The sequence below is a fragment of the Nevskia sp. genome, from assembly GCF_023266035.1.
Classification (GTDB): Bacteria; Pseudomonadota; Gammaproteobacteria; order Nevskiales; family Nevskiaceae; genus Nevskia.
The window spans coordinates 1-20,112 of record NZ_JAHFRY010000005.1; the positions used below are offsets into that span (position 1 = coordinate 1).

The window sequence follows — 20,112 nt, forward strand, 5'->3', positions numbered from 1 at the left end:
AAGCGTCGACACCCGACACTCTCAGGATGCCGACCGCGCCACGGCCCGGTGCCGTGGCGATGGCCGCAATCGTGTCGCTGCGGCTCATCGTCTGGCTCCGGTCAGCGAACTCAGGCCTTCTTCAGTTCCTGGCGATTGCTGTCTGCCGCCTGGATGCGCTTGGTGATGAACATCTGCTGGGCGATGCCGATGACGTTCGACACGAACCAGTAGACGACCAGGCCGGCCGGGAAGAACAGGAACATGCCGGTGAACGCGATCGGCATGACGTTCATGATCTTGGCCTGCATCGGGTCCATGGTCGCCGACTGGCCGGACATGCGCTGCTGCAGCCACATCGAGGCGCCGTAGAGCACCGGCATGATGTACAGCGGATCAGCCGCCGACAGGTCCTGCAGCCAGAGCATGAACGGCGCCTGGCGCAGCTCCACGCTTTCGACCAGCACCCAGTACAGCGAGAAGAACACCGGCATCTGCACCAGGATCGGCCAGCAACCGGCGAGCGGGTTGAAGCCTTCCTTCTTGTACAGATCCATCATCGCCTTGCTGAGCTTTTCGCGGTCATCCGCGTAGCGCTCCTTCAGTTCGGCGATGCGCGGCGTGAACTTCTTCATCTTCGCCATCGACTTGTACTGCGCAGCCGTCAGCGGATAGAAGATCAGCTTGACCAGCAACGTCAGCAGGATGATCGACCAGCCCCAGTTGCCGACCAGGCCGTGGAAGAAGTTCATCGTCCAGAACAGCGGCTTGGCGATCGGCGTGAGGATGCCGTAGTCCTCGGTCAGCGCCAGGCCCTTGGCGACGTCGTCAAGCGCACCCTGGGATTTCGGGCCGATGTACAGGCCCGTGGTGTAGCTGGCGTCGGCACCATCGGCGACCGGCTTGGTTGCACCGAGATACTGGCTCAGATAGTTGCCGCCGCCGGCCGGCTTGCCGGACATGGTCAGCGCTTCGTCGGCCGGCGGAATGATCGCGGCGATGAAGTAGTGCTGGATCATCGCCAGCCAGCCACCAGTCTGCTTCGACTCGTAAGGCTTGTCGTCGAGCGCGCCGAGCTTGATCTTCTTGAAGCGGTATTCGGCAGTGCCCGGCTTCTGCTCGTAAACGCCCATGCCGAGGAAGGTGACGATGAACTTCTGCGCCTTCTCCGCCGACACCGGGTTGCGCAGCCAGCGCGCGTACGGGCTGACGTTCAGCGCGGTGCCAGTCCTGTTCGAGATCGTCTGGATCAGTTCGGCCTGGTAGCTGCCGCGCTTGAAGCGGTAGGTCTTGGTCAGCGTGTAGCCGCTGGCGTCGACGTACTCGAACGGCACGTCGACGCTGTCGACACCGGCCGCCATCTCGTAGCTCGTCTGCGCAGTCGTGAATACCGTGCTGCCGCTGGCCAGCGGCTTTTCGACGGCAGCCAGACCGCTCTGCAAGGTGAACACGACACCGTCGCGATCATTCAGCAGCGGCAGCTTGACCTCGGGATTCTTCTTGTCGAGCGCGAACGCCTTCAGCTCGACTCGGCGCAGTTCGGCACCCGCAGTCGCGAACTCGGCATCGATCAGATCGGTCTTGACCTTGATCGTCTGCGACGAAAGCGCAGGTGCGGCGGCGGCCACGGTCGGTGCGGCGCCGGAAGCGTCCGTCGATGCAGCCGAAGGCACCGGCGGTGCGGTCGGATCGGCCGGAACCGCGGCTGCAGCTGCGCTGACCGAAGTCGGCGCTGCAACGGAGGGGTGATCGGTGATCCAGGCGGTGTAGATCAGATACAGGATCACGCCCAGCACCGCGATCAGTGCCATGCGGCGAGTTTCCATGGGTCTAGCGCTCCGGAACAGGGTCGAAGCCGCCAGCATTCAATGGATGGCAGCGGCAAATACGGGTAAGGGCGAGCCAGCTGCCGCGCGCGGCACCGAAGCGTTCGATCGCTTCGACCGCGTAGTGCGAGCAGCTGGGATGAAAACGACAGCGCGGCCCGAGCAAGGGGCTCAGGGTGCGCTGGTAGGCGCGGATGGGGCCGACGAGGAACGCGCGCATCGTTCGATCACTTGAGTCCAGAGGTCGGCAAGCAGCGACCGCAGCGCGGTGTTGCTCAGATCGGCAAGGCCTGGCTGGGCGAAAAACACCAGATCGACCATCGGTAGCCGAGCGCGATTGTGCCGGAAATCCTCGCGTATGAGGCGCTTGATCCGATTGCGATCGTGTGACGCTGCCACCGCTTTCTTGGCGATCGCCAGCCCGAGTCGGGCCTGCGGTGTACCGTTCGGCCTGTAGCTGAGGCCTATGGGCGCGCGTCGGAGCTTGCGTCCTTCCGCGAAAACCAGCTTGAACTCGGCTGGTTTGTGCAGCCGGACCGACGGCGGAAAGCTCGCCGGACCCAGCACCAGACCTGTCGAGACGATGCTGCTTTACGGAATGAGACGCGCGCGGCCCTTGGCACGACGGCGTGCAAGCACTGCGCGTCCACCGACCGTTTCCATGCGGGCACGGAAGCCGTGGGTGCGCTTGCGGCTCAGGGTGTGCGGCTGGAAAGTGCGTTTGCTCATGACGGTCTACTCGATAGCGGGCCGCGATTCTAGCCGCTGACGACCCGAATCTTCAAGCGCAGCCGATGCCGTCCGGCAGGCCGACCATTCCAGACCCCTGGGCGGTGCCTGTGGATAAGCACGGCGGGCAGGCTATAGACTGGCCCTCCAACGCGATCCCGGCTCCCGGCCGGCATCCGATCGCGATCGGGCCCTCCGTCGTCATTCTTCGCCTTCCTCGTTTTCGCCCGATGCTGAATCAAGACCTGTGGGACCGCTGCATTGCCCGGCTCGAAGCCGATCTTCCCGAAAAGGAGATCAGCACCTGGATCCGGCCATTGCGCGTGGTGATGTCCGAAGACCAGATGACCTTGCTGGCGCCGAATCGCATCGTCATGGATCGGGTCAAGAGCGATTATCTCGGCCGCATCCAGCGCACCATGTCGAGCCTCGCGGCTTACGACGTGGTGGTCAACATCGCCGTTGGCGGTGTCAACAACGCCGAGCCGGTTCGCAATGCCAGCACCGGCGGTAACGCGACCGCCGTCGACGACAGCATGCCGTACGGCCGCGGCAAGCTGGACCCGCGCTACACGCTGTCCTCGTTCATCGAAGGCAAATCGAATTCCCAGGCACGTGCTGCCGGCCTGCAGGTCGCCTCCGCACCCGGTGGCATCTACAACCCCTTGCTGATCTACGGCGAATCAGGCCTCGGCAAGACCCATCTGATGCACGGCATCGGCAACGCGATCCTTGCCGACAAGGCCAACGCTCGCATCGTTTACGTCGGCGCGGAGCAGTGGTTCAACCAGATGGTGTCGGCGATCCGCTACGGTCGGCAGGTCGAGTTCAAGAACTTTTATCGCACGGTCGACGCGCTGCTGATCGACGACATCCACTTCCTGGCCGGAAAAGAGCATTCTCAGGAAGAATTCTTCCATACTTTCAATGCCTTGATCGATGGCCGCAAGCAGATCGTGCTGACTTGCGATCGTTATCCGCGCGAGCTCGATGCGCTCGACGATCGCCTCAAGTCGCGTTTCACCTGGGGTTTGTCGGTACCGATCGAGCCACCCGAGTTCGAAACCCGCATCGCCATCCTGCTGGCCAAGGCTGATGTGCTCGGCGTGCGGCTGCCAGAAGATGTTGCCGTGCTGGTCGCCCAGCGCATTCGCTCCAATGTTCGCGAGCTGGAAGGTGCCTTGCACCGTTTGAACGCCTCGGCACGGCTGACCGGCGCGCCGATCACCACAGAATTCGCCCGAGTCACCCTGAAGGACATGCTGGCGTCCTATGACCGGGCGGTGACCTTGGAGAACATAAAGCGCACCGTCGCGGCCTACTACAACATCCGTCTGACCGATCTGAACTCGGTGCGCCGGACCCGCACCCTGGCGCGTCCGCGTCAGGTGGCGATGGCGCTATCCAAGGAACTGACCCGACACAGCTATCCAGAAATTGGTTCGGCTTTCGGCAAGGACCACACCACCGTGCTGCACGCGGTTCGCAAGATCGCCGAGCTGTGCCAGGAAGACGATCGGCTCAAGGAAGACTACGAAAATCTGCTTCGTCAGCTGACCAACTGAAACCTCGTCAAGACGCTGCAAAAATGGTGGAAAGGACGGTAGAACAAGCTGTGTATAATCGTTTCACCGCCTCGGGACGGCTTTTTATCCACAGGTTTATCCCGGTATTTCGACAGCCTTCTGGGGTGTCCAATGCCACCAGGATTGCTTGGATAAAACCTTGATAAGAAAGCGATTACAGCTTTTATCCCCAGTTTCGGTGCCAGACTACTAAAACTGATCTTTTAAGATTTAAAACCATTTATTCAATTGGTCTGCTCATGAACATCCAGATTTCTCGCGGTGAGCTGCTGTCGGCGCTGCAGTCGGTCATTGGTGTGGTCGAACGCAGGCAGTCACTGCCGATCCTCGGAAATCTGCTGCTGGAGGCCAAGGACGATCGTCTGAGCCTGACGGGCACCGATCTGGAACTGCAGGTCGAACGGATGGTTCGTGTGCAGAACCTGGCACCGGGCCGCATCACCGCCCCTGCTCGCAAGCTGCATGACATCTGCCGCGGCTTGCCGGAAGGCGCGATGCTCAGCCTCGAATATGCGGACAACAAGCTGACCCTGAAATCCGGCCGCAGCCGCTTCGCACTCGCCACCTTGCCGGCCGAAGAGTTTCCGGTTTTCTCGACGGATCCGACCGACGTTCAGCTGGAATTGAGCAACCGCGAACTCAAGGACCTGCTAGCCCGCACGCAGTTCGCGATGGCGCAGCAGGACGTTCGCTACTACCTGAACGGCTTGCTGCTGGAGATTCGTCCGGGCCGCTTGCGCACCGTGGCGACCGATGGTCATCGTTTGGCGATGGCTGAATTGAATCGCGAATTGAGTGCGAAGAAAGACACTCAGGTGATCCTGCCGCGCAAGACGGTCATTGAGCTGCAGCGTCTGCTCGACGTCAGCGATGCGCCAGTCAAGCTATCGCTGACCAGCAACCAGATCCAGGTTGATCTCGAAGACCTGCGCCTGACCTCGAAACTGATCGAAGGTCGCTTCCCCGATTACGAGCGCGTGATTCCGGAAGACTCGGACAAGATCATCAAGTGCGGTCGCCTGAAAGTGCGTGCGGCACTCGCACGTGCGGCGATCCTGTCGAACGAGAAGTTTCGCGGCGTGCGCTTGACGCTCGAAGCCGACATGCTGCGCATTCAGACCCAGAACCCGGAGCAGGAAGAAGCCGAGGAAGAAGTCGAGATCGAATACAACGGTGCGCCGTTGGAGATCGGTTTCAACGTCAGCTATCTGCTCGATGCGCTGGACGCGATCGAAGGTGAAGAGTTCATCTTCAAACTGCGCAGCCCGGATGCCAGCGGCTTGATCCATGACGCGGCACAAGCCAGCGGCAAGTTCGTCGTCATGCCGATGCGGCTCTGATCGCCGTATTGATCGGCGACTCATGAAGCGATGCGTTTCCGCCGGGCGAAGGCGCAACACTTTCGCCTGTTTCAGGCTTTCGATTTCGAGCCGCATCCCCGGCTGAACTTCGTTACCGGGGCCAATGCCGCCGGCAAGACCAGTCTCCTCGAAGCGCTATATGTCGCCGCTCGCGGGGATAGCCACCGTGGTGCCATCTCGACGTTGGCTACCGATGGCCAATCATCCTTCCTGATCGATACCCGAATCTCCGGCGTCGAAGGCCGTCCGGACGATAAGGTCGAAGTGCGCTGGCAGGATCGCCGCGTCGCAGTTCGGATCAACGATCAACCTGCCGGGCTTTCCGATCTGGTTCGCCGAATGCCGGTTTTGCTGATTGATCCTCTGACACACCGCTTGATCGAGGAAGGTCCTGGCATCCGTCGGCGCTTCATCGATTGGGGCGTGTTCCACATGGAACAGCAATTCCATGATCAGTGGCGACGCTTCAATCGCGCATTGCGTCAACGCAACGCCGCCTTGCGAGCCCAAGCCAGCGTCCGGGAAATTGACAGCTGGTCGCCGGAACTGGCGGTGACCGCGGATGCGCTTACGGTGATGCGCGAGCACTACCTAGATCGATTGAGCCAACTGGCGCCTAAGTACTGGCAATCCCTTGTCGACGAAACTGGTTGGACACTCGCCTTTGTTCGAGGCTGGCGAGATGGCGAAAGCTACGCCGATACCCTGATAAGGACGCTGGAAGGTGACCGGAACGCTGGCCATACCCGCGAAGGCCCGCACCGGGCAGAGCTTCGCGTATTGAGCGACAATTCACTGTTGAAGGAACGAGTCAGCCGGGGTCAGCAGAAGCTGCTGATTGCCGGATTGATGCTGGCGCAGGGCGAGTTGTATCGACAGAAGCACGACGATGCCCCTGTGCTGCTGCTCGATGATTTTGCAGCCGAGTTGTCGATGGACTCCCAGCAGCGGCTGCTGACTCAACTGCAAGCCTGGCCTGGGCAGAGTGTGATCACCGCGCTCGATTACAGCCCATTGCTTCAAGCCACGAACGACCATGCCATGTTCCACGTGGAACATGGCGAGATCACATTGAAGAAGACGATATGACCGATCAGCACGACGCCCCGAGCCCTACCCAGAATCACATTGCCAGCGGCAATTACGACGCCAGCGCGATCAAGGTGCTGAAAGGCCTGGATGCGGTCCGTCAGCGCCCGGGCATGTACATCGGCGATACCGATGACGGCACCGGCCTGCATCACATGGTGTTCGAAGTCGTCGACAACTCGGTCGATGAAGCGCTCGCCGGTCATTGCACGGAAATCACCGTCACCTTGCAGCTCGACGGCAGCGTCACCGTCACTGACAACGGTCGCGGTATTCCAGTCGACATCCACGAGGAAGAAGGCCGTTCGGCAGCCGAAGTGATCATGACCATCCTGCACGCCGGCGGTAAGTTCGGCGGCAGCGGCTACAAGGTCTCAGGCGGTCTGCACGGCGTCGGCGTATCGGTGGTCAACGCGTTGTCTGAAGTGCTGATGCTCGACATCTACCGCAACGGTAATCACCACCATCAGGAATACCGGATGGGCGTGCCGCAGGCGCCGCTGGCGGTGGTCGGTCCGTCCGAGAAACGCGGCACCTCGGTGCGCTTCTATCCGAGCGGCAAGGTCTTCACCAATCTCGAGTTCCACTACGACATTCTGGTCAAGCGGTTGCGCGAGCTGTCGTTCCTGAATTCGGGGCTGCGCATCGTGCTGCGTGAAGAACTCAGCAACCGCGAAGACGTGTTCGAGTACATCGGCGGCATCAAGGCTTTCGTCGAATACCTGAACCGCAACAAGACCGCGCTGCACGAAACGGTGCTGTACATCAACACCGAAATCGATGGCATCGCTGTTGAAGCGGCGCTGCAATGGAATGACTCCTATCAGGAAAATGTCTTCTGCTTCACCAACAACATCCCGCAGAAGGATGGCGGCACGCATCTGACCGGCTTTCGCAACGCGCTGACCCGCACCTTGAACGAGTTCGTCGAGCGTGAAGGCATGGCCAAGAAGGAAAAGGTCGAGCCGGTCGGCGATGACTCCCGCGAAGGCCTGACCGCCGTGCTGTCGGTGAAGCTGCGCGATCCCAAGTTCTCGTCGCAGACCAAGGAAAAGTTGGTGTCCTCGGAAGCCAAGGGCGCGGTGGAAAGCGTGCTCAACAAGAAGCTCGCCGAGTTCCTGCTCGAACGTCCACGTGAAGCGAAAGCGATCGCGATGAAGATCGTCGAAGCCGCGCGTGCTCGCGAAGCCGCTCGCAAGGCGCGCGATCTGAATCGCCGCAAGGGCGCGCTCGATATCGCCGGCCTGCCGGGCAAGCTCGCGGACTGTCAGGAAAAGGATCCGGCCAAGTCCGAACTGTTCCTGGTCGAGGGTGACTCGGCAGGCGGCAGCGCCAAGCAGGGCCGCGATCGCCGTTTCCAGGCGATCCTGCCGCTGAAGGGCAAGATCCTGAACGTCGAGAAGGCGCGTCTGGAAAAGATGCTGTCCTCGCAGGAAGTCGGCACGCTGATCACCGCGCTGGGCTGCGGTATCGGCCGTGACGACATGAAGCCGGAGAACTTGCGCTACCACCGCATCATCATCATGACCGACGCCGACGTCGACGGCGCTCACATCCGTACCCTCCTGCTGACCTTCTTCTACCGGCATATGTATGCGCTGGTCGAGCGCGGTCACGTCTACATCGCGCAGCCGCCGCTGTACAAGCTGAAGAGCGGCAAGCACGAGACTTACGTGAAGGACAACAACGAGCTCGAAGACTGGCTGCTGAAGTCCGCACTCGACGAAGCCTCGCTGACCACGGCGGCCGATGCGCCGGCGCTGCCGACCGACAAGCTCGCCCAGCTGGTCCGCGACACCTCGCGCATCCAGAGTGCGATCGAGCGTCTGTCCCGTCACTACGATCGTCACGTGCTCGAACGCCTGTTCGATCATGCCCCGATCGCGCCTGAAGCCAGCCGCGAGGCCTGGCTCGCGGAATTCGCCGCCAGCCTCAACGCCGGCGTCGCCGTTCAGCGCTATATCGTTGAAATGCAAGGAAATTCCTTGATCGTGAACCAATTGGTGCACGGTCTGGCGCACCGCTACGTATTCGGCGAGGATTTCTTCAATACGCCGGAATACCAGCTGGTCTGCCGCTTCAACAACGAGGCGAAGACACTGATCAATGCCGGCGCCACGGCGCGTCGTGGCGAGCGCACGCGCACGGTGTCGAGCTTCGCTGAAGCCTATGTCTGGCTCACTGCTGAAGCTCGCCGCGGCCTGCACGTGCAGCGCTACAAGGGCTTGGGCGAGATGAACCCGGAACAGCTCTGGGAAACCACGCTGGACCCGACCGTGCGCCGCCTCGTGCAGGTTCGGGTCGAAGACATCATTTCTGCGGACCAGATGTTCACCACCCTGATGGGCGAAGACGTCGAGCCGCGCCGCGATTTCATCGAACGACACGCCTTGCTGGTCGGCAACCTCGACGTCTGAGGCTGGCGATCACCGAGCCACTTTGAACAGCGGGCTGACCCCGCTATTCAAATCGGTTCCGGCTCCTTAGAGTCGTGACGCAAGCAGTCCAAGAACTGCTGACCGACATGACGCTGTGAGGAGATGGGAATGACGCATTCGAAAGGCGCGAGCCAGGCTTCGCGCCTGTTTGCCGGTATTGCACTGGCATTGATCGCGGCAGCGCCTCAAGCTCAGGAACCTGCCGCGCCAGTCGACAGCAACTGGCTGAGCTACAACGGCACGGCGGATGGTCAACGCTATGCCTTGCCGGCGCAGATCACCCCGGCCAATGCCGGCCTGCTGGCCGAGCACTGCAGGATCAAGCTCGATGACACCGGCTCGTTTCACACCGGCCTTGTCCAGCTCGATGGCGTGCTGTACCTGACTACGGCGCAGGACACCATCGCGCTCGATGCCAGCAACTGCACGCAGCGCTGGCGTCATCACTACAAGCCCGAGCAACCGGAGGTCTTCCCGGTCAATCGCGGCGTCGCCTACGCGAACGGCAAGCTGTTTCGCGGCACGCCGGACGGCCGCCTGCTGGCGATTGATGCAGCGACCGGCAAGACCCTCTGGCAGCAGCAGGTCGGCGATCCCTTGCAGGGCGAGTTCTTCAGCGCTGCGCCGATCGTCTGGCAGGGCCTGCTGATCATCGGCAGTGCCGGCAGCGACTGGGGCGTCAGAGGCCGGATCATGGCCTATGACCAGGCCAACGGCCGCGAGGCCTGGCGCTTCAACACCATTCCGCGTGGCAAAGAACCGGGTGCGGAGACTTGGCACGAGCGCGGCACTGCCCGCTACGGTGGCGGCGGTTCGTGGACCCATTACTCGATCGACATGTCGACTGGCGAAGTGTTCGTGCCGGTCGGCAATCCGGCGCCGGACATCCTGCCGGGTCATCGCCCAGGCGCCAATCTGTACACCGACAGCATGCTGGTGCTCGATGCCCGCACCGGCGCGCTGAAGTGGTATCACCAGATCGTTTCGAACGATGGCCACGACCTCGATCTCGGCGCCGCGCCAATGCTCTACCACGACAGCAGCGGCCACCCGATTGCCGCGATCGGTTCGAAGAACGGCCATCTGTATGGCGTCAATCGTGAAACCCAGAAGCGCGTCTTCGATACGCCGATCGCCCGCATCGAGAACGAAGGTGTGCAGGCGACGACAGCCGGCCTGCGCACCTGTCCGGGCGTGCTCGGCGGCGTCGAATGGAACGGCCCGGCCTTCGATGCCAAGAACAAGGCGATCGTCGTCGGCGTTGTCGACTGGTGCTCGACGATCACGCCGAAGCCGCAGAAGGATTTCATCCCCGGCCAGTTCATGCTCGGCGGCACCTGGAAGATGGACGACGAGTCCTACGGCTGGGTGCATTCGGTGGATCCGGACAACGGCAAGATCCGCTGGAGCTACAAGGCCGATGGCCCGGTCGTCGCCGGCGTCACGCCGACCGCGGGCGGCGTGGTTTTCAGCGGCGACATGGCCGGCAACTTCTTCGCGCTCGACAGCGCCAACGGCCAGGTTCTGTACAAGACCGCCACCGGCGGCGCCGTCGCCGGTGGCGTGATCAGCTACGCGCTGGGAGGTACCCAGTACGTGGCCGCGACCTCGGGCAATGTTTCGCGCGCAACCTTCGGCGGCAGCGGCGTGCCGACGCTGATCCTCTACAAGCTCGGCGGCAAGGGCGAAGGCCGGCTGGTGTCCAATGCATCGCCTGCGGACAGCACCAGCACGGCGTCTGGAAGCTCGATCTACAGCAAGGTCTGCTCCGCATGCCATGGCAGTGGTGGCGAAGGCGGCGTCGGCCCTTCGCTGAAGGGTTTGTCCAAGCGCCAGAACCTGAACAAGACCATCGAATGGATCAAGCAGCCATCGAACAAGATGCCGAAGCTGTATCCGTCGCCGCTCGATGAAACGTCAGTGAAAGCCGTCGCCGCGCACGTGCAGACGTTCTGAACCAGCGAGCATTGATACCGCAGCCGAACTGCGGGACATTCACGCTCGCATTTTCCGGAGGCGCGCATGAAAACGCTGGCGATCTACAACGTCAAAGGCGGCGTCGGCAAGACGGCCGCTGCGGTCAATCTGGCTTATCTCGCTGCCGAGTCCGGCCTGCACACCCTGCTCTGGGATCTCGATCCCCAGGGTGCTGCCACCTGGTACCTGCATGGCGATGGCGCCAAGGCGCCTGACAAGGCGATCTGGCGCGGTACTGCGCCGATCGGCAAGCGCATCGTCGAGACCCCGCATCACGAGCTTCTGCATCTGATTCCGGCCGATCTCGAAGCGCGTCACCTTGATGTCTGGCTGCGCAAGGACAACAACAGTCACGACACGCTGAAGAACCTGATCGAGCCGCTGTCCGAGCAGTACTCGCTGCTGGTGCTCGATTGCCCGCCGAGCCTGTCGCACGTGGCCGACAACATCTTCGCCGCCGTCGATCGCATCCTGGTGCCGACCGTGCCGACGCATCTGTCCTTGCGCGCGCTGATGACCTTGATCGACTACTTCAAGGCCAACGAACTGCCGCGTACACGGCTGCGGCCGTTCTGGTCGATGGCCGATCGTCGTCGCCTGCTGCACAAGGGCTTGATCGAGCAGCCCCCGAAGGCGATGAAGGACGTCTGTCAGGCGGTGATTCCCTACGCCTCGTCGATCGAACGCATGGGCGAAACGCGGGCGCCTGTGGTGATCAGCGAGCCTTCGAGCGACGCGTCCGAGTGCTACCGGGCGCTATGGGCCGAGAACGCGAACTACCTGCGGCGAGGCTAATCTTCCGATCGGCCGCGCCATTAGCGGCCGCTTGGCCGCACCAGCACTCGCGCCGGTTCGCCGCGCAGCGCCAGCAACACCTCTTCGACGGTTCGCTCGCGCAGTTCCTGGATCGCGTCCGGGCTGGAGAACGCGATGTGCGGTGTCGCGATCACCCTTGGATGCGCGGTGATGGTGGCCGGCGGATTCGGCTCGCCGGCGATCACATCGAGTGCCGCGGTATCGAGCTGACCGGAATCGAGGGCATCGAGGATCGCCGCGTTGTCGACCAGCCCGCCGCGGCTGACGTTGATGAACAGCGCGCCGCGCTTCATCTGCGCGAAACGATCGGCATTGAACAGGTTCGCGGTGACAGGTGACAGCGGCAACAGCGCGATCACGACATCTGCCTGCGGCAACAGCTGGTCTAGCGTCATCCACTCGACCTGGGCGGCGTCATCGCCAGCCGGCGGGGTGCGACCGCAGGCGATCACCCGCAGGCCCCACCCCGACAGCTTGCGGGCCACCAGCTTGCCGGCGCGACCGTAGCCGACGAGGCCGACCGTCAGCCCGCGTGTGCGCTTCAGGCGGGCCTGTGAGGGATCCCAGACGCCGCGCTTGACCTCGCGGTCCCACTGGACGATTCCGCGCGACCAGGCCAGCAGCATGGCCACCGCGTGGTCGGACACTTCCTCGACGCAGTAGTCGGGCACGTTGGTGACCCGGGCGCCGGCGGCCCAGGCCGCGTCGAGCGCGATGTTGTCGAGGCCGACGCCATAGCGGGCGACGATCGCCAGATCGCGGCAATGGCCGATCGCGGTGGCGGAGACTTCGGCCCAGCAGGTCATGATCGCCTGCGGTCGTTCGCGTTCGGCGATCGCTTCGATTTCGCGGCCTGGCAAGGCGGCGGAACGCCCCGAGACCAGTCGATGGCCGGCGGCTTCGAATCGTTCGCGCTCGAAATCGAGATCGGGCCATGGATGATCGGTGATGAAGATGGTCTTTTTCACGGCGGCGAACGTAGCAGATCAATGCTGACGCTACGGGCGCGGGCAAACCCTAGGGCTTTGATTAGAAGCCTGACGAGCCATCGCACTCGGCTAGGCTCCTGGTCATAACGACACGCCAAACCGGAGGAGACCGCATGATCGACAACCCGTACTACTCGCAGGCCGTGCACGGCCCGTATGAAAGCTTCGACCTCGGCAATTTTGTGCTCGAGGACGGCGGTACTATCCGCGGCTGCCAACTGGCTTATGCGACCTTCGGAACCCTGAATGCGGCCAAGGACAACGCGATCCTGATCACGACCTGGTTTTCGGGTACCTCGAAGATCATGGAGCAGGTCTACACCGGCGCCGGCCGGGCGATCGATCCGGCGAAGTACTTCATCGTCATCGTCAACCAGATCGGCAACGGCCTGTCATCGTCCCCGCACAACACGCCGTTCCCGGCCGGCATGGCCAACTTTCCGAAGGTGCGGATCGGCGATGACGTGCGCGCCCAGCACCAGCTGCTGACCGAGAAGTTCGGCCTCACCGAACTGGCACTGGTCACCGGCGGATCGATGGGCGCCCAGCAGACCTACGAATGGGCGGTGCGCTATCCGGACATGGTCAAGCGCGCGGCGCCCTTGGCCGGCACCGCGAAGAACACCATCCACGACCAGCTGTTCGCCGACACCTTGTGTGAGGCGATCACCTCTGATCCCGGCTACAACAACGGCTGGTACAGCTCGCACATGGATGTTCGCGCCGGCCTGCGCCGCCACGCGAAGCTCTGGGGCCTGATGGGCTGGAGCACCGAGTTCTACGCCCAGGGCCGCATGGCCGCGATCGGTTTCTCGTCGCTTGACGATTTCGTCACCAACTTCATGAACGGCTTCTTCGGCGTCATGGACCCGAACGCGCTGCTGGCGATGGCCTGGAAGTGGCGCAACGGCGATGTCAGCCGTCACACCGGCGGTGATCTGGCGGCGGCACTCGGGCGGATCAAGGCGAAAACCTTCGTCATGCCGATCAGCAGCGACATGTTCTTCCCACCGGTCGATTGCGAACGCGAAGCGAAGCTGATTCCGGGGGCGGAATTCCGGCCGATCCAGTCGATCGACGGTCATCTGGCCTTGTTCGGGGCGGACCCCGGCTACATCCCGCAGCTCGACAAGAATCTCGCCGAGCTGCTCGCGACGCCGGTCTGATCCGGCTTGCGAATCGGCCCTAGCCGCCGTCCGGCAGGATCGCCAGCAGCTTGGCGAGCCGAAGCTGGAGGGCGGCAGCGTCCGGGGCGGTCACTGTCGCGTGACCGATCTTGCGCTGCGGCTTCGGCATCTTGCCGTACAGGTGCGTGTGCACGCCTTCCAAGGCGCTCGCCGCTTCCAGCTCAGGCGCGAGGCCGATGTAGTTGACCATCACCGAGGCGCCACGCAGCGCGGTGGAACCGAGCGGCAGGCCGGCGATCGCGCGCAGATGGTTTTCGAACTGCGAGGTTTCCGCGCCTTCGATGGTCCAGTGCCCGGAGTTGTGCACTCGGGGCGCGATCTCGTTGGCGATCAACTTGCCGCCGGCGACGAAGAACTCGAAAGCCATCACGCCGATATAGCCGAGATGCTCGGCGACGCGGCGCGCGTAGTCCTCACCCTGCGCTTGCAGCGGATCGTTCACGGTCGGCGTGGCGGTACGCAGGATGCCGGCACGGTGGACGTTCTCGACCAGCGGATAGAAGGCCATCTGGCCATCCTGTGCGCGGACCGCGAGGCAGGACAGCTCGCGCTCGAACGGCACGAAGGCTTCCAGGATCAAGGGCTGGCTGCCGATCGCGGCCCAGGCGGCATCGAGATCAGTCGATATGCGCAGCACCGCCTGGCCCTTGCCGTCATAGCCCATGCGCCGCGTCTTCAGCACTGCCGGCAAGCCGGTGATGGCCACGGCGCGATCGAGATCGGCGCGGGAATCCACCGCGGCGTGCGTCGGCACTGGAATGCCCAGCGACACGAACAGCGCTTTCTCCGATAGTCGATCCTGGCCGGCGGTCAGCGCTCGCGGCGCCGGATGCAGCGGCACGCGGGCGGCGACGAATTCGGCGGCCGCGTTCGGCACGTTCTCGAATTCGTAGGTCGCGATGTCGACCCGCGAGCAGAACTCGGCGAGCGCGGCTTCGTCGCTGTAGTCGGCGTGGATGTGCTCACCCAGCGGCGCGGCACAGGCTTCCGATGCGGGATCGAGAAACACGAAATCGACATCGAGTGGATAGCCGGCCAGCGCCAGCATGCGGCCAAGCTGGCCGGCGCCGAGGACGCCGATCTTCATTCCCGTTTTCATCGGAGCGTGGTCGCGGATCAGGGCAGCGGCAGTGCGCCGTCGTTCAGCACTTTCGCAGTCTGGGCGGCGCGGAAGGCGTCGAGCTTGGCGGCCAGCACCGGATCAGCCGTCGCCAGAATCGCGCAGGCCAGCAGCGCGGCATTGGTCGCACCGGCAGCGCCGATCGCCAAGGTGGCGACCGGAATACCCGCAGGCATCTGCACGATCGACAGCAGCGAATCGACCCCCGACAGCATCCGCGACTGCACCGGCACACCGAGCACCGGCAGGCGCGTCTTCGAGGCCGCCATGCCCGGCAAATGAGCGGCGCCACCAGCGCCGGCGATGATCACCTTCAAGCCGCGGGCAGCGGCGTTGCCGGCGTAGTCGAACAGCAGATCCGGCGTGCGATGCGCGGAAACCACGCGGGTTTCGTAGGGCACGCCGAGCTCGCCGAGCATGCGCGCCGCGTGTTCCATCGTCTCCCAGTCGGAGCGGGACCCCATGATGACGCCCACCAGTGGCGAGGGCTTAGGCGCAGGTTCGGACACGTTGCGGGAATTCCGGTGACGGCTAGTGCTAGGGGGCGGCGATTATTTCACCGGCGCGGGCAAACCGCACCTTGTCGCCGGTGAGAGACGATCGCGCTGGAATCAGGGCGCGATGAGGTCGAAATCGGCGTTGACGCTGGCGTTGTAGCGAATCTGCCCGGCTGAGAAGCCGAGTGCTTCGTTGCCGGACTCCGGCGCTGCATCGGCAGCGGCCATCACCGAGAAGCGGGCCTTCTGCGCCATCGGCGCCGGCACGAACTCGGCATTGGCATTCAGCGTGTGCACGGCGCCGAGTTTCACGCCCAGCGCATCGGCCAGTACCTTGGCCTTGGCGCGCGCGTCTTCGGCCGCCTTGGCCAGCGCTTCGCGGGTCAGCGCTTCGGCTTTCGACGATTCCAGCTGCGGGTCCGACACGTTGTTGATGCCGGCAGTCGTCGCTTTCAGCAGCACGTCGCCGATCTTGTCGAGATCACGCACGACGATCTCGATGCCGCGCGTCAGCTGGTAACCGAGAAACTTGCGCCCGCCCTTAGGCAAGCTGTAGTCGTACTGCGGCTGGATGCTCAGGCCGGCAGTCGAAATGTCGGCATCGGCGATGCCCAGCGCCTTCACCTGCGCCAGATAGTCGCGAACGATGCGGCTGACCTGATCCTGCGCGGCGCGCAGATCGAGCTTGGTGGTTTCAACCTGCATCGAGATGCGGGCGCGATCCGGCGTGGCGGTCACTTCACCGCGACCGCTGACATTGACCGAGCGACGGTCCGGCAAGGTATCGGCGGACACGGGCAGCGAGGTGGCGACGAGAAAGACACAGCTCAACAGGGCCGCGGAAGCAGTAATGGGGCGCATGGCAGTTCGGGCAGTCTTCGGAACGAGCCCGGATGCTGCAACGCCCGGCCGCGAACGGCAAGCGCGGCTTTGCTTTCGAGCTCAGGCCAAGTTCACGAATCCCCGGCGTTCGGAGACAAGGGCTAAACTTGATGGGATACGCCCGGATGTCCGGCGTGCCTGCGTTTGATTCCGAGCCTGAGCTGCCCATGTCGTACATGCACCAAACCGTGATCCTGAGCCGAGAAGTGATCGGCGTGCTGATTCCCGCCGGCACGCGGGTCGAGCTGCCCGAGGGCGCGGATGCCACGATCACCCAGGCGTTGGGCGGCAGCTATACGGTCGAGGTGCAGGGCCATCTGTTCCGCATCGATGGCAAGGATGCCGATGCGCTCGGTTTCGAGCCTACCGGCGACATCGTTCTTGCAGCCGATGCCAGCGAAGAGGAAGTGACCGCCGCCGTGCGCAAGCAGCTGGAAACGGTCTACGACCCGGAAATCCCGATCAACATCGTCGAGCTCGGCCTGGTCTACGACTGCCGTCTCGAACCGGCCGCCGACGAGGGCTGGAAGCTGCACGTGGTGATGACCTTGACCGCGCCCGGCTGCGGCATGGGCGATGTGCTGGTCAACGACGTCAAGACCAAGGCGCTGCAAGTGCCGATGGTGCGCGAGGCGGACGTCGAGCTGACCTTTGATCCACCGTGGACGCAAGACATGATGAGCGACGCGGCCAAGCTGCAGGCGGGCTTCCTGTGACCGACACCCTGACCCGCGGCGTACGCGTGATCGTGGCGCCCCGCTATGTGCCGGAGCAGTCCGAGCCCTCGCGTTCGCACTACCTGTTCAGCTATCAGGTGACGATCCGCAACGATGGCGACGAGACCGTGCAGCTGCTGTCACGGCACTGGATCATCACCAACGGCGAAGGCAAGACCGAGGAAGTGCGCGGCCCGGGCGTGATCGGCTTTCAGCCCAAGCTCGAACCCGGTGAGCAGTTCCAGTACACCAGCGGCTGCCCGCTGACCACGCCGGTCGGCACCATGCATGGCAGCTACCAGATGGTCACTGATGGTGGCGACAACTTCGATGCGCTGATCGAGCCGTTCCGGCTCGCAGTGCCGCGCGTTCTCAACTGACGCGAACGCGCTTCAGCGAACCGAACCGGTGATGCTCGGGTCCATGCGGCGCAGCGCATCCAGCGGATTGGTCTCGCCGGTCTGCCTCAGTTCCTCGGCGCTGTAGCTGCGCCCGGCAACACCAAGGCAGTCACGCTTCTTCGATTTGATCCGGGTGCCGGTATCGCGCACGCAATTCGGCTGACGGGTTTCGGCGTCGCCGTCGTTCCTGGCGGGAGTTGAATCGGTCGGGATCGACGGGCTTGCCGGTTCAGCCGCAAACGCTCCGGCAAGCATCAGTGTGCTGAGCGCAAGGCTGGCCAGCAGCTGGCGGCCAAGGATTCTGTTCATCGCGGGGTTCTCCTCCGTCATGGCCGCATCGAAGATGATGCGGACAACACGATTAAGACCGTCAGCGAGAGCCGGCCGTTCCCACAGTTAAATCCCCAGGCTCTGTGCTCGGAGCTTGGGGATCTAGTACTTACTTGCGGCTTTTGCGGATCTTGTCGATCAGGAAATCGACGGTCTTCGCAGCGGTCGGCGAACCCGGAACCGCGTAGGTACCACCGACGATCAGGATCGGCACGCTGCGGATCACGTAGGTGCGAGCCAGCGCTTCGCCGCGGCGCATGCCGGAATCGACGACGAAACTGGCGGCGATGCCATCGAAATCAGTCGGCTTGATGCCGGCGACGGCTACGTACAGCTCGCGGATCGCTTCCAGCGACGCCATCTGCTGGTGTTGCTCGTGAATCGCTGCGAATAGCGGCTTGTGGGTCTTGTCGAGAATGCCGAGCGTCTGGGCGATGTAGAACGCGCGAGCATGCACTTCGCCTTCCGGACGTCCCAGCGTGTTCGGCACGCGGATGAAATCGACATCGGCCGGCTTGGTCTTCAGCCAGGCTTCGATGGTTGGTTCCAGCGCGAAGCAATGCGGGCAGCCGTACCAGAAGAACTCCTCCACCGTGATCCGCTTCGAATCTGCCGGCTTCTGAGGCGACGGCACTTCGGTGTAGTCCCTGCCCAGCTGGAAATCACCGGACGGAGTGCTGTCAGCGGCGCTGCAGGCAACGCTGAACAAGGTAAGCGTGGCCAGCAGGCCGCCAGCGAGGAAGTTCTTGAGGGTACGCATGAGGCTCCTTGGGTGGCCTTATTGCAGGCCTGACAGGTAGGAAGACAGCGCGTCGATCTCGGCATCGGTCAGATGCTTCGCAACGGCGGCCATCATCAGACCATTGCCTTCCTTGCCGCGTTCCCCGGCGCGATAAGCGCGCAACTGGGTCGCCACGTAGCCGCTGTTCTGGCCGCCGATATGCGGATAGGCCGCTGCCGGATTGCCCGCGCCCGTCGGGCCGTGGCAGGCCGAGCAGGCCGCCAGGCCGCGTGCAGCATCACCCGCGCGATACAGCTTCTGGGCAACCGGCACCGAGGCTTCGCTGGCGACGCCCGGCACGGCGGGCTGGGCAGCGAAGTAAGCGGACAGATCGGCCATGTCCTGATCCGACAGCGCTGCCGCCTGGCCAGCCATCACCGGGTTGGCACGCTTGCCGCCCTTGAAGGCGACGAGCTGGTTGTGAACGTACTTCGAACCCTGGGCGGCGAGCTTCGGCCACTCCGGATTGACACCACCGTTGCCACCGGCGCCGTGGCAGGCACCGCAGACAGCAGCCTTGGTCGCGCCGGCGGCAGCATCGCCCTTGACGAACGGATCCTGGGCGGCGCCTTCAGCAAACGCGGCGACAGGGACGCACAGTGCGAGGGCGAGCAGTACACGCTTCATGAAACACTCCGGCAGGCAAAGGCGCGTGGTGCAGGCCGCACTACGCGCATAATGATCAATTGGAACGCGAATCTTACACGATGACCCCCGGTACAACGAAAGCAATAAGGAAAGCGGCGAGTAAAGAGCCGGCCCCGACCCCGCCGCCGAATATCTACGCCCGGGCGAGGTTCCGGATGTCCGCTGCCCAGCTGAGCCAGCTGCCGACGGACGGCTGGCCGGAAGCGGCGCTGGTAGGCCGCTCGAACGCCGGCAAGTCGAGTGCGATGAACGTCATCTGCCAGCAGCATGGACTGGCGCGCGTGTCGAAAACGCCGGGTCGCACCCAGCTGATCAATCTGTTCGACATCGAGGATCGCGCCCGCCTCATCGATCTGCCCGGCTACGGCTTCGCCCAGGTGCCGATCGCAGTCCGCAATGCCTGGGGCCAGCTGGTGGGCTGTTATGTCGAGAAGCGCGACGTGCTGAAAGGCATCATCGTGGTCATGGACATACGCCATCCGCTGACCGAGCTGGACGTGCAGATGCTCGAATGGTGTCGCGATCGCCTGCTCAATGCCCACGTGCTGCTGACCAAGGCCGACAAGCTCAGCTACGGCGCCGCCAAGAACACCATGCTGAAAGTGCAGCGCGAGTTGAAGGACTTCGATCCCAACATGACCACGCAGATGTTTTCGGCGACCGCCAAGACTGGCGTTGACGAAGCGCGTGCACGGCTCGATGACTGGCTGGGGTTCGCAGCGCCTGTTTCGGAGCCGGTCGACGAAGCCGAATGACACCC

The 20,112-nt window shown here is 63.3% G+C and carries 21 protein-coding genes; 10 read left to right on the top strand and 11 right to left on the bottom strand.

The window, feature by feature from the left end; genetic code table 11:
* Positions 1-110: 110 nt before the first annotated feature.
* The 4 genes from yidC to rpmH are packed head-to-tail and all read right to left on the bottom strand — an operon-like array spanning position 111 to position 2,534.
* Positions 111-1,805, bottom strand: coding sequence for a membrane protein insertase YidC (gene yidC, locus Q0D45_RS00830; RefSeq protein WP_293387314.1), 1,695 nt, complete (start codon positions 1,803-1,805; stop codon positions 111-113).
* Between the two features lie 4 nt (positions 1,806-1,809).
* On the bottom strand, positions 1,810-2,025 hold the full coding sequence (yidD, locus tag Q0D45_RS00835) for a membrane protein insertion efficiency factor YidD (RefSeq protein ID WP_022976729.1): 216 nt from the start codon (positions 2,023-2,025) through the stop codon (positions 1,810-1,812).
* A complete protein-coding gene (rnpA, locus tag Q0D45_RS21560) occupies positions 1,977-2,372 on the bottom strand; it encodes a ribonuclease P protein component (protein WP_366946297.1) in 396 nt (131 codons plus the stop codon). The genes yidD and rnpA overlap by 49 nt, the downstream gene beginning before the upstream one ends.
* Before the next feature lie 24 nt (positions 2,373-2,396).
* Positions 2,397-2,534, bottom strand: a complete 138-nt coding sequence (gene rpmH / locus Q0D45_RS00840; protein ID WP_022976731.1) for a 50S ribosomal protein L34 — start codon at positions 2,532-2,534, stop codon at positions 2,397-2,399.
* 233 nt (positions 2,535-2,767) lie between these two features.
* Here rpmH and dnaA point away from each other — a divergent pair, with 233 nt between their 5' ends.
* From dnaA to Q0D45_RS00870, 6 genes are all read left to right on the top strand, one after another.
* Positions 2,768-4,099 carry a chromosomal replication initiator protein DnaA gene (dnaA, locus tag Q0D45_RS00845; RefSeq protein ID WP_366946299.1) on the top strand — a complete coding sequence of 444 codons (1,332 nt, stop codon included), beginning with the start codon at positions 2,768-2,770 and terminating at the stop codon, positions 4,097-4,099.
* Between the two features lie 260 nt (positions 4,100-4,359).
* Positions 4,360-5,460 carry a DNA polymerase III subunit beta gene (gene dnaN, locus Q0D45_RS00850; protein ID WP_293387320.1) on the top strand — a complete coding sequence of 367 codons (1,101 nt, stop codon included), beginning with the start codon at positions 4,360-4,362 and terminating at the stop codon, positions 5,458-5,460.
* A 30-nt stretch (positions 5,461-5,490) separates the two neighbouring features.
* Positions 5,491-6,570, top strand: coding sequence for a DNA replication/repair protein RecF (recF, locus tag Q0D45_RS00855; RefSeq protein ID WP_293387322.1), 1,080 nt, complete (start codon positions 5,491-5,493; stop codon positions 6,568-6,570).
* Positions 6,567-8,987 carry a DNA topoisomerase (ATP-hydrolyzing) subunit B gene (gyrB, locus tag Q0D45_RS00860; RefSeq protein WP_293387324.1) on the top strand — a complete coding sequence of 807 codons (2,421 nt, stop codon included), beginning with the start codon at positions 6,567-6,569 and terminating at the stop codon, positions 8,985-8,987. Before recF ends, gyrB begins: the two co-directional genes overlap by 4 nt.
* 129 nt (positions 8,988-9,116) lie before the next feature.
* Positions 9,117-10,964: a PQQ-binding-like beta-propeller repeat protein gene (locus tag Q0D45_RS00865; protein ID WP_293387326.1), complete on the top strand. Its 1,848-nt coding sequence runs from the start codon at positions 9,117-9,119 to the stop codon at positions 10,962-10,964.
* 66 nt (positions 10,965-11,030) lie between these two features.
* Positions 11,031-11,780, top strand: coding sequence for a ParA family protein (locus Q0D45_RS00870; protein ID WP_293387328.1), 750 nt, complete (start codon positions 11,031-11,033; stop codon positions 11,778-11,780).
* Between the two features lie 20 nt (positions 11,781-11,800).
* On the opposite strand, the gene Q0D45_RS00875 is transcribed toward Q0D45_RS00870, so the two are convergent.
* Positions 11,801-12,769 carry a C-terminal binding protein gene (locus Q0D45_RS00875; RefSeq protein WP_293387330.1) on the bottom strand — a complete coding sequence of 323 codons (969 nt, stop codon included), beginning with the start codon at positions 12,767-12,769 and terminating at the stop codon, positions 11,801-11,803.
* Between the two features lie 134 nt (positions 12,770-12,903).
* Between Q0D45_RS00875 and Q0D45_RS00880 the strand changes: the two genes are divergently transcribed.
* Positions 12,904-13,956, top strand: coding sequence for an alpha/beta fold hydrolase (locus Q0D45_RS00880; RefSeq protein ID WP_293387332.1), 1,053 nt, complete (start codon positions 12,904-12,906; stop codon positions 13,954-13,956).
* 19 nt (positions 13,957-13,975) lie between these two features.
* Here Q0D45_RS00880 and Q0D45_RS00885 read toward each other — a convergent pair whose 3' ends face one another.
* The 3 genes from Q0D45_RS00885 to Q0D45_RS00895 form a co-directional block, all read right to left on the bottom strand.
* Positions 13,976-15,076 carry a 5-(carboxyamino)imidazole ribonucleotide synthase gene (locus Q0D45_RS00885; RefSeq protein ID WP_293387334.1) on the bottom strand — a complete coding sequence of 367 codons (1,101 nt, stop codon included), beginning with the start codon at positions 15,074-15,076 and terminating at the stop codon, positions 13,976-13,978.
* 17 nt (positions 15,077-15,093) lie between these two features.
* A complete protein-coding gene (gene purE / locus Q0D45_RS00890; RefSeq protein ID WP_051144382.1) occupies positions 15,094-15,561 on the bottom strand; it encodes a 5-(carboxyamino)imidazole ribonucleotide mutase in 468 nt (155 codons plus the stop codon).
* A gap of 147 nt (positions 15,562-15,708) precedes the next feature.
* Entirely contained in the window at positions 15,709-16,455 is a 747-nt protein-coding gene (locus Q0D45_RS00895; RefSeq protein WP_293387336.1) for an SIMPL domain-containing protein, read from the bottom strand.
* Positions 16,456-16,643: 188 nt separating this feature from the next.
* On the opposite strand from Q0D45_RS00895, the gene sufT reads away from it, so the two are divergent.
* Positions 16,644-17,192, top strand: coding sequence for a putative Fe-S cluster assembly protein SufT (gene sufT, locus Q0D45_RS00900; protein WP_293387338.1), 549 nt, complete (start codon positions 16,644-16,646; stop codon positions 17,190-17,192).
* The gene (apaG, locus tag Q0D45_RS00905; protein WP_293387340.1) at positions 17,189-17,572 is read left to right on the top strand and encodes a Co2+/Mg2+ efflux protein ApaG; all 384 of its coding nucleotides are present in this window, start codon (positions 17,189-17,191) and stop codon (positions 17,570-17,572) included. Before sufT ends, apaG begins: the two co-directional genes overlap by 4 nt.
* A gap of 12 nt (positions 17,573-17,584) precedes the next feature.
* Here the strand turns inward: apaG and Q0D45_RS00910 are convergent, their stop codons facing one another.
* From Q0D45_RS00910 to Q0D45_RS00920, 3 genes are all read right to left on the bottom strand, one after another.
* A complete protein-coding gene (locus Q0D45_RS00910; protein WP_293387342.1) occupies positions 17,585-17,902 on the bottom strand; it encodes a hypothetical protein in 318 nt (105 codons plus the stop codon).
* A 130-nt stretch (positions 17,903-18,032) separates the two neighbouring features.
* Positions 18,033-18,683 carry a thiol:disulfide interchange protein DsbA/DsbL gene (locus tag Q0D45_RS00915; protein ID WP_293387344.1) on the bottom strand — a complete coding sequence of 217 codons (651 nt, stop codon included), beginning with the start codon at positions 18,681-18,683 and terminating at the stop codon, positions 18,033-18,035.
* Positions 18,684-18,701: 18 nt separating this feature from the next.
* Positions 18,702-19,331, bottom strand: a complete 630-nt coding sequence (locus Q0D45_RS00920; protein ID WP_293387346.1) for a c-type cytochrome — start codon at positions 19,329-19,331, stop codon at positions 18,702-18,704.
* Between the two features lie 176 nt (positions 19,332-19,507).
* Between Q0D45_RS00920 and yihA the strand changes: the two genes are divergently transcribed.
* Entirely contained in the window at positions 19,508-20,107 is a 600-nt protein-coding gene (yihA, locus tag Q0D45_RS00925) for a ribosome biogenesis GTP-binding protein YihA/YsxC (protein WP_293387348.1), read from the top strand.
* Positions 20,108-20,112: the final 5 nt, after the last annotated feature.

Coding starts and splice junctions, on each gene's coding strand:
- yidC (WP_293387314.1), bottom strand. CDS start 1,805: ATGGAAACTCGCCGCATGGCACTGATCGCGGTGCTGGGCGTGATCCTG.
- yidD (WP_022976729.1), bottom strand. CDS start 2,025: ATGCGCGCGTTCCTCGTCGGCCCCATCCGCGCCTACCAGCGCACCCTG.
- rpmH (WP_022976731.1), bottom strand. CDS start 2,534: ATGAGCAAACGCACTTTCCAGCCGCACACCCTGAGCCGCAAGCGCACC.
- dnaN (WP_293387320.1), top strand. CDS start 4,360: ATGAACATCCAGATTTCTCGCGGTGAGCTGCTGTCGGCGCTGCAGTCG.
- recF (WP_293387322.1), top strand. CDS start 5,491: ATGCGTTTCCGCCGGGCGAAGGCGCAACACTTTCGCCTGTTTCAGGCT.
- gyrB (WP_293387324.1), top strand. CDS start 6,567: ATGACCGATCAGCACGACGCCCCGAGCCCTACCCAGAATCACATTGCC.
- Q0D45_RS00865 (WP_293387326.1), top strand. CDS start 9,117: ATGACGCATTCGAAAGGCGCGAGCCAGGCTTCGCGCCTGTTTGCCGGT.
- Q0D45_RS00870 (WP_293387328.1), top strand. CDS start 11,031: ATGAAAACGCTGGCGATCTACAACGTCAAAGGCGGCGTCGGCAAGACG.
- Q0D45_RS00880 (WP_293387332.1), top strand. CDS start 12,904: ATGATCGACAACCCGTACTACTCGCAGGCCGTGCACGGCCCGTATGAA.
- Q0D45_RS00885 (WP_293387334.1), bottom strand. CDS start 15,076: ATGAAAACGGGAATGAAGATCGGCGTCCTCGGCGCCGGCCAGCTTGGC.
- purE (WP_051144382.1), bottom strand. CDS start 15,561: ATGGGGTCCCGCTCCGACTGGGAGACGATGGAACACGCGGCGCGCATG.
- Q0D45_RS00895 (WP_293387336.1), bottom strand. CDS start 16,455: ATGCGCCCCATTACTGCTTCCGCGGCCCTGTTGAGCTGTGTCTTTCTC.
- sufT (WP_293387338.1), top strand. CDS start 16,644: ATGTCGTACATGCACCAAACCGTGATCCTGAGCCGAGAAGTGATCGGC.
- Q0D45_RS00910 (WP_293387342.1), bottom strand. CDS start 17,902: ATGAACAGAATCCTTGGCCGCCAGCTGCTGGCCAGCCTTGCGCTCAGC.
- Q0D45_RS00915 (WP_293387344.1), bottom strand. CDS start 18,683: ATGCGTACCCTCAAGAACTTCCTCGCTGGCGGCCTGCTGGCCACGCTT.
- Q0D45_RS00920 (WP_293387346.1), bottom strand. CDS start 19,331: ATGAAGCGTGTACTGCTCGCCCTCGCACTGTGCGTCCCTGTCGCCGCG.
- yihA (WP_293387348.1), top strand. CDS start 19,508: ATGTCCGCTGCCCAGCTGAGCCAGCTGCCGACGGACGGCTGGCCGGAA.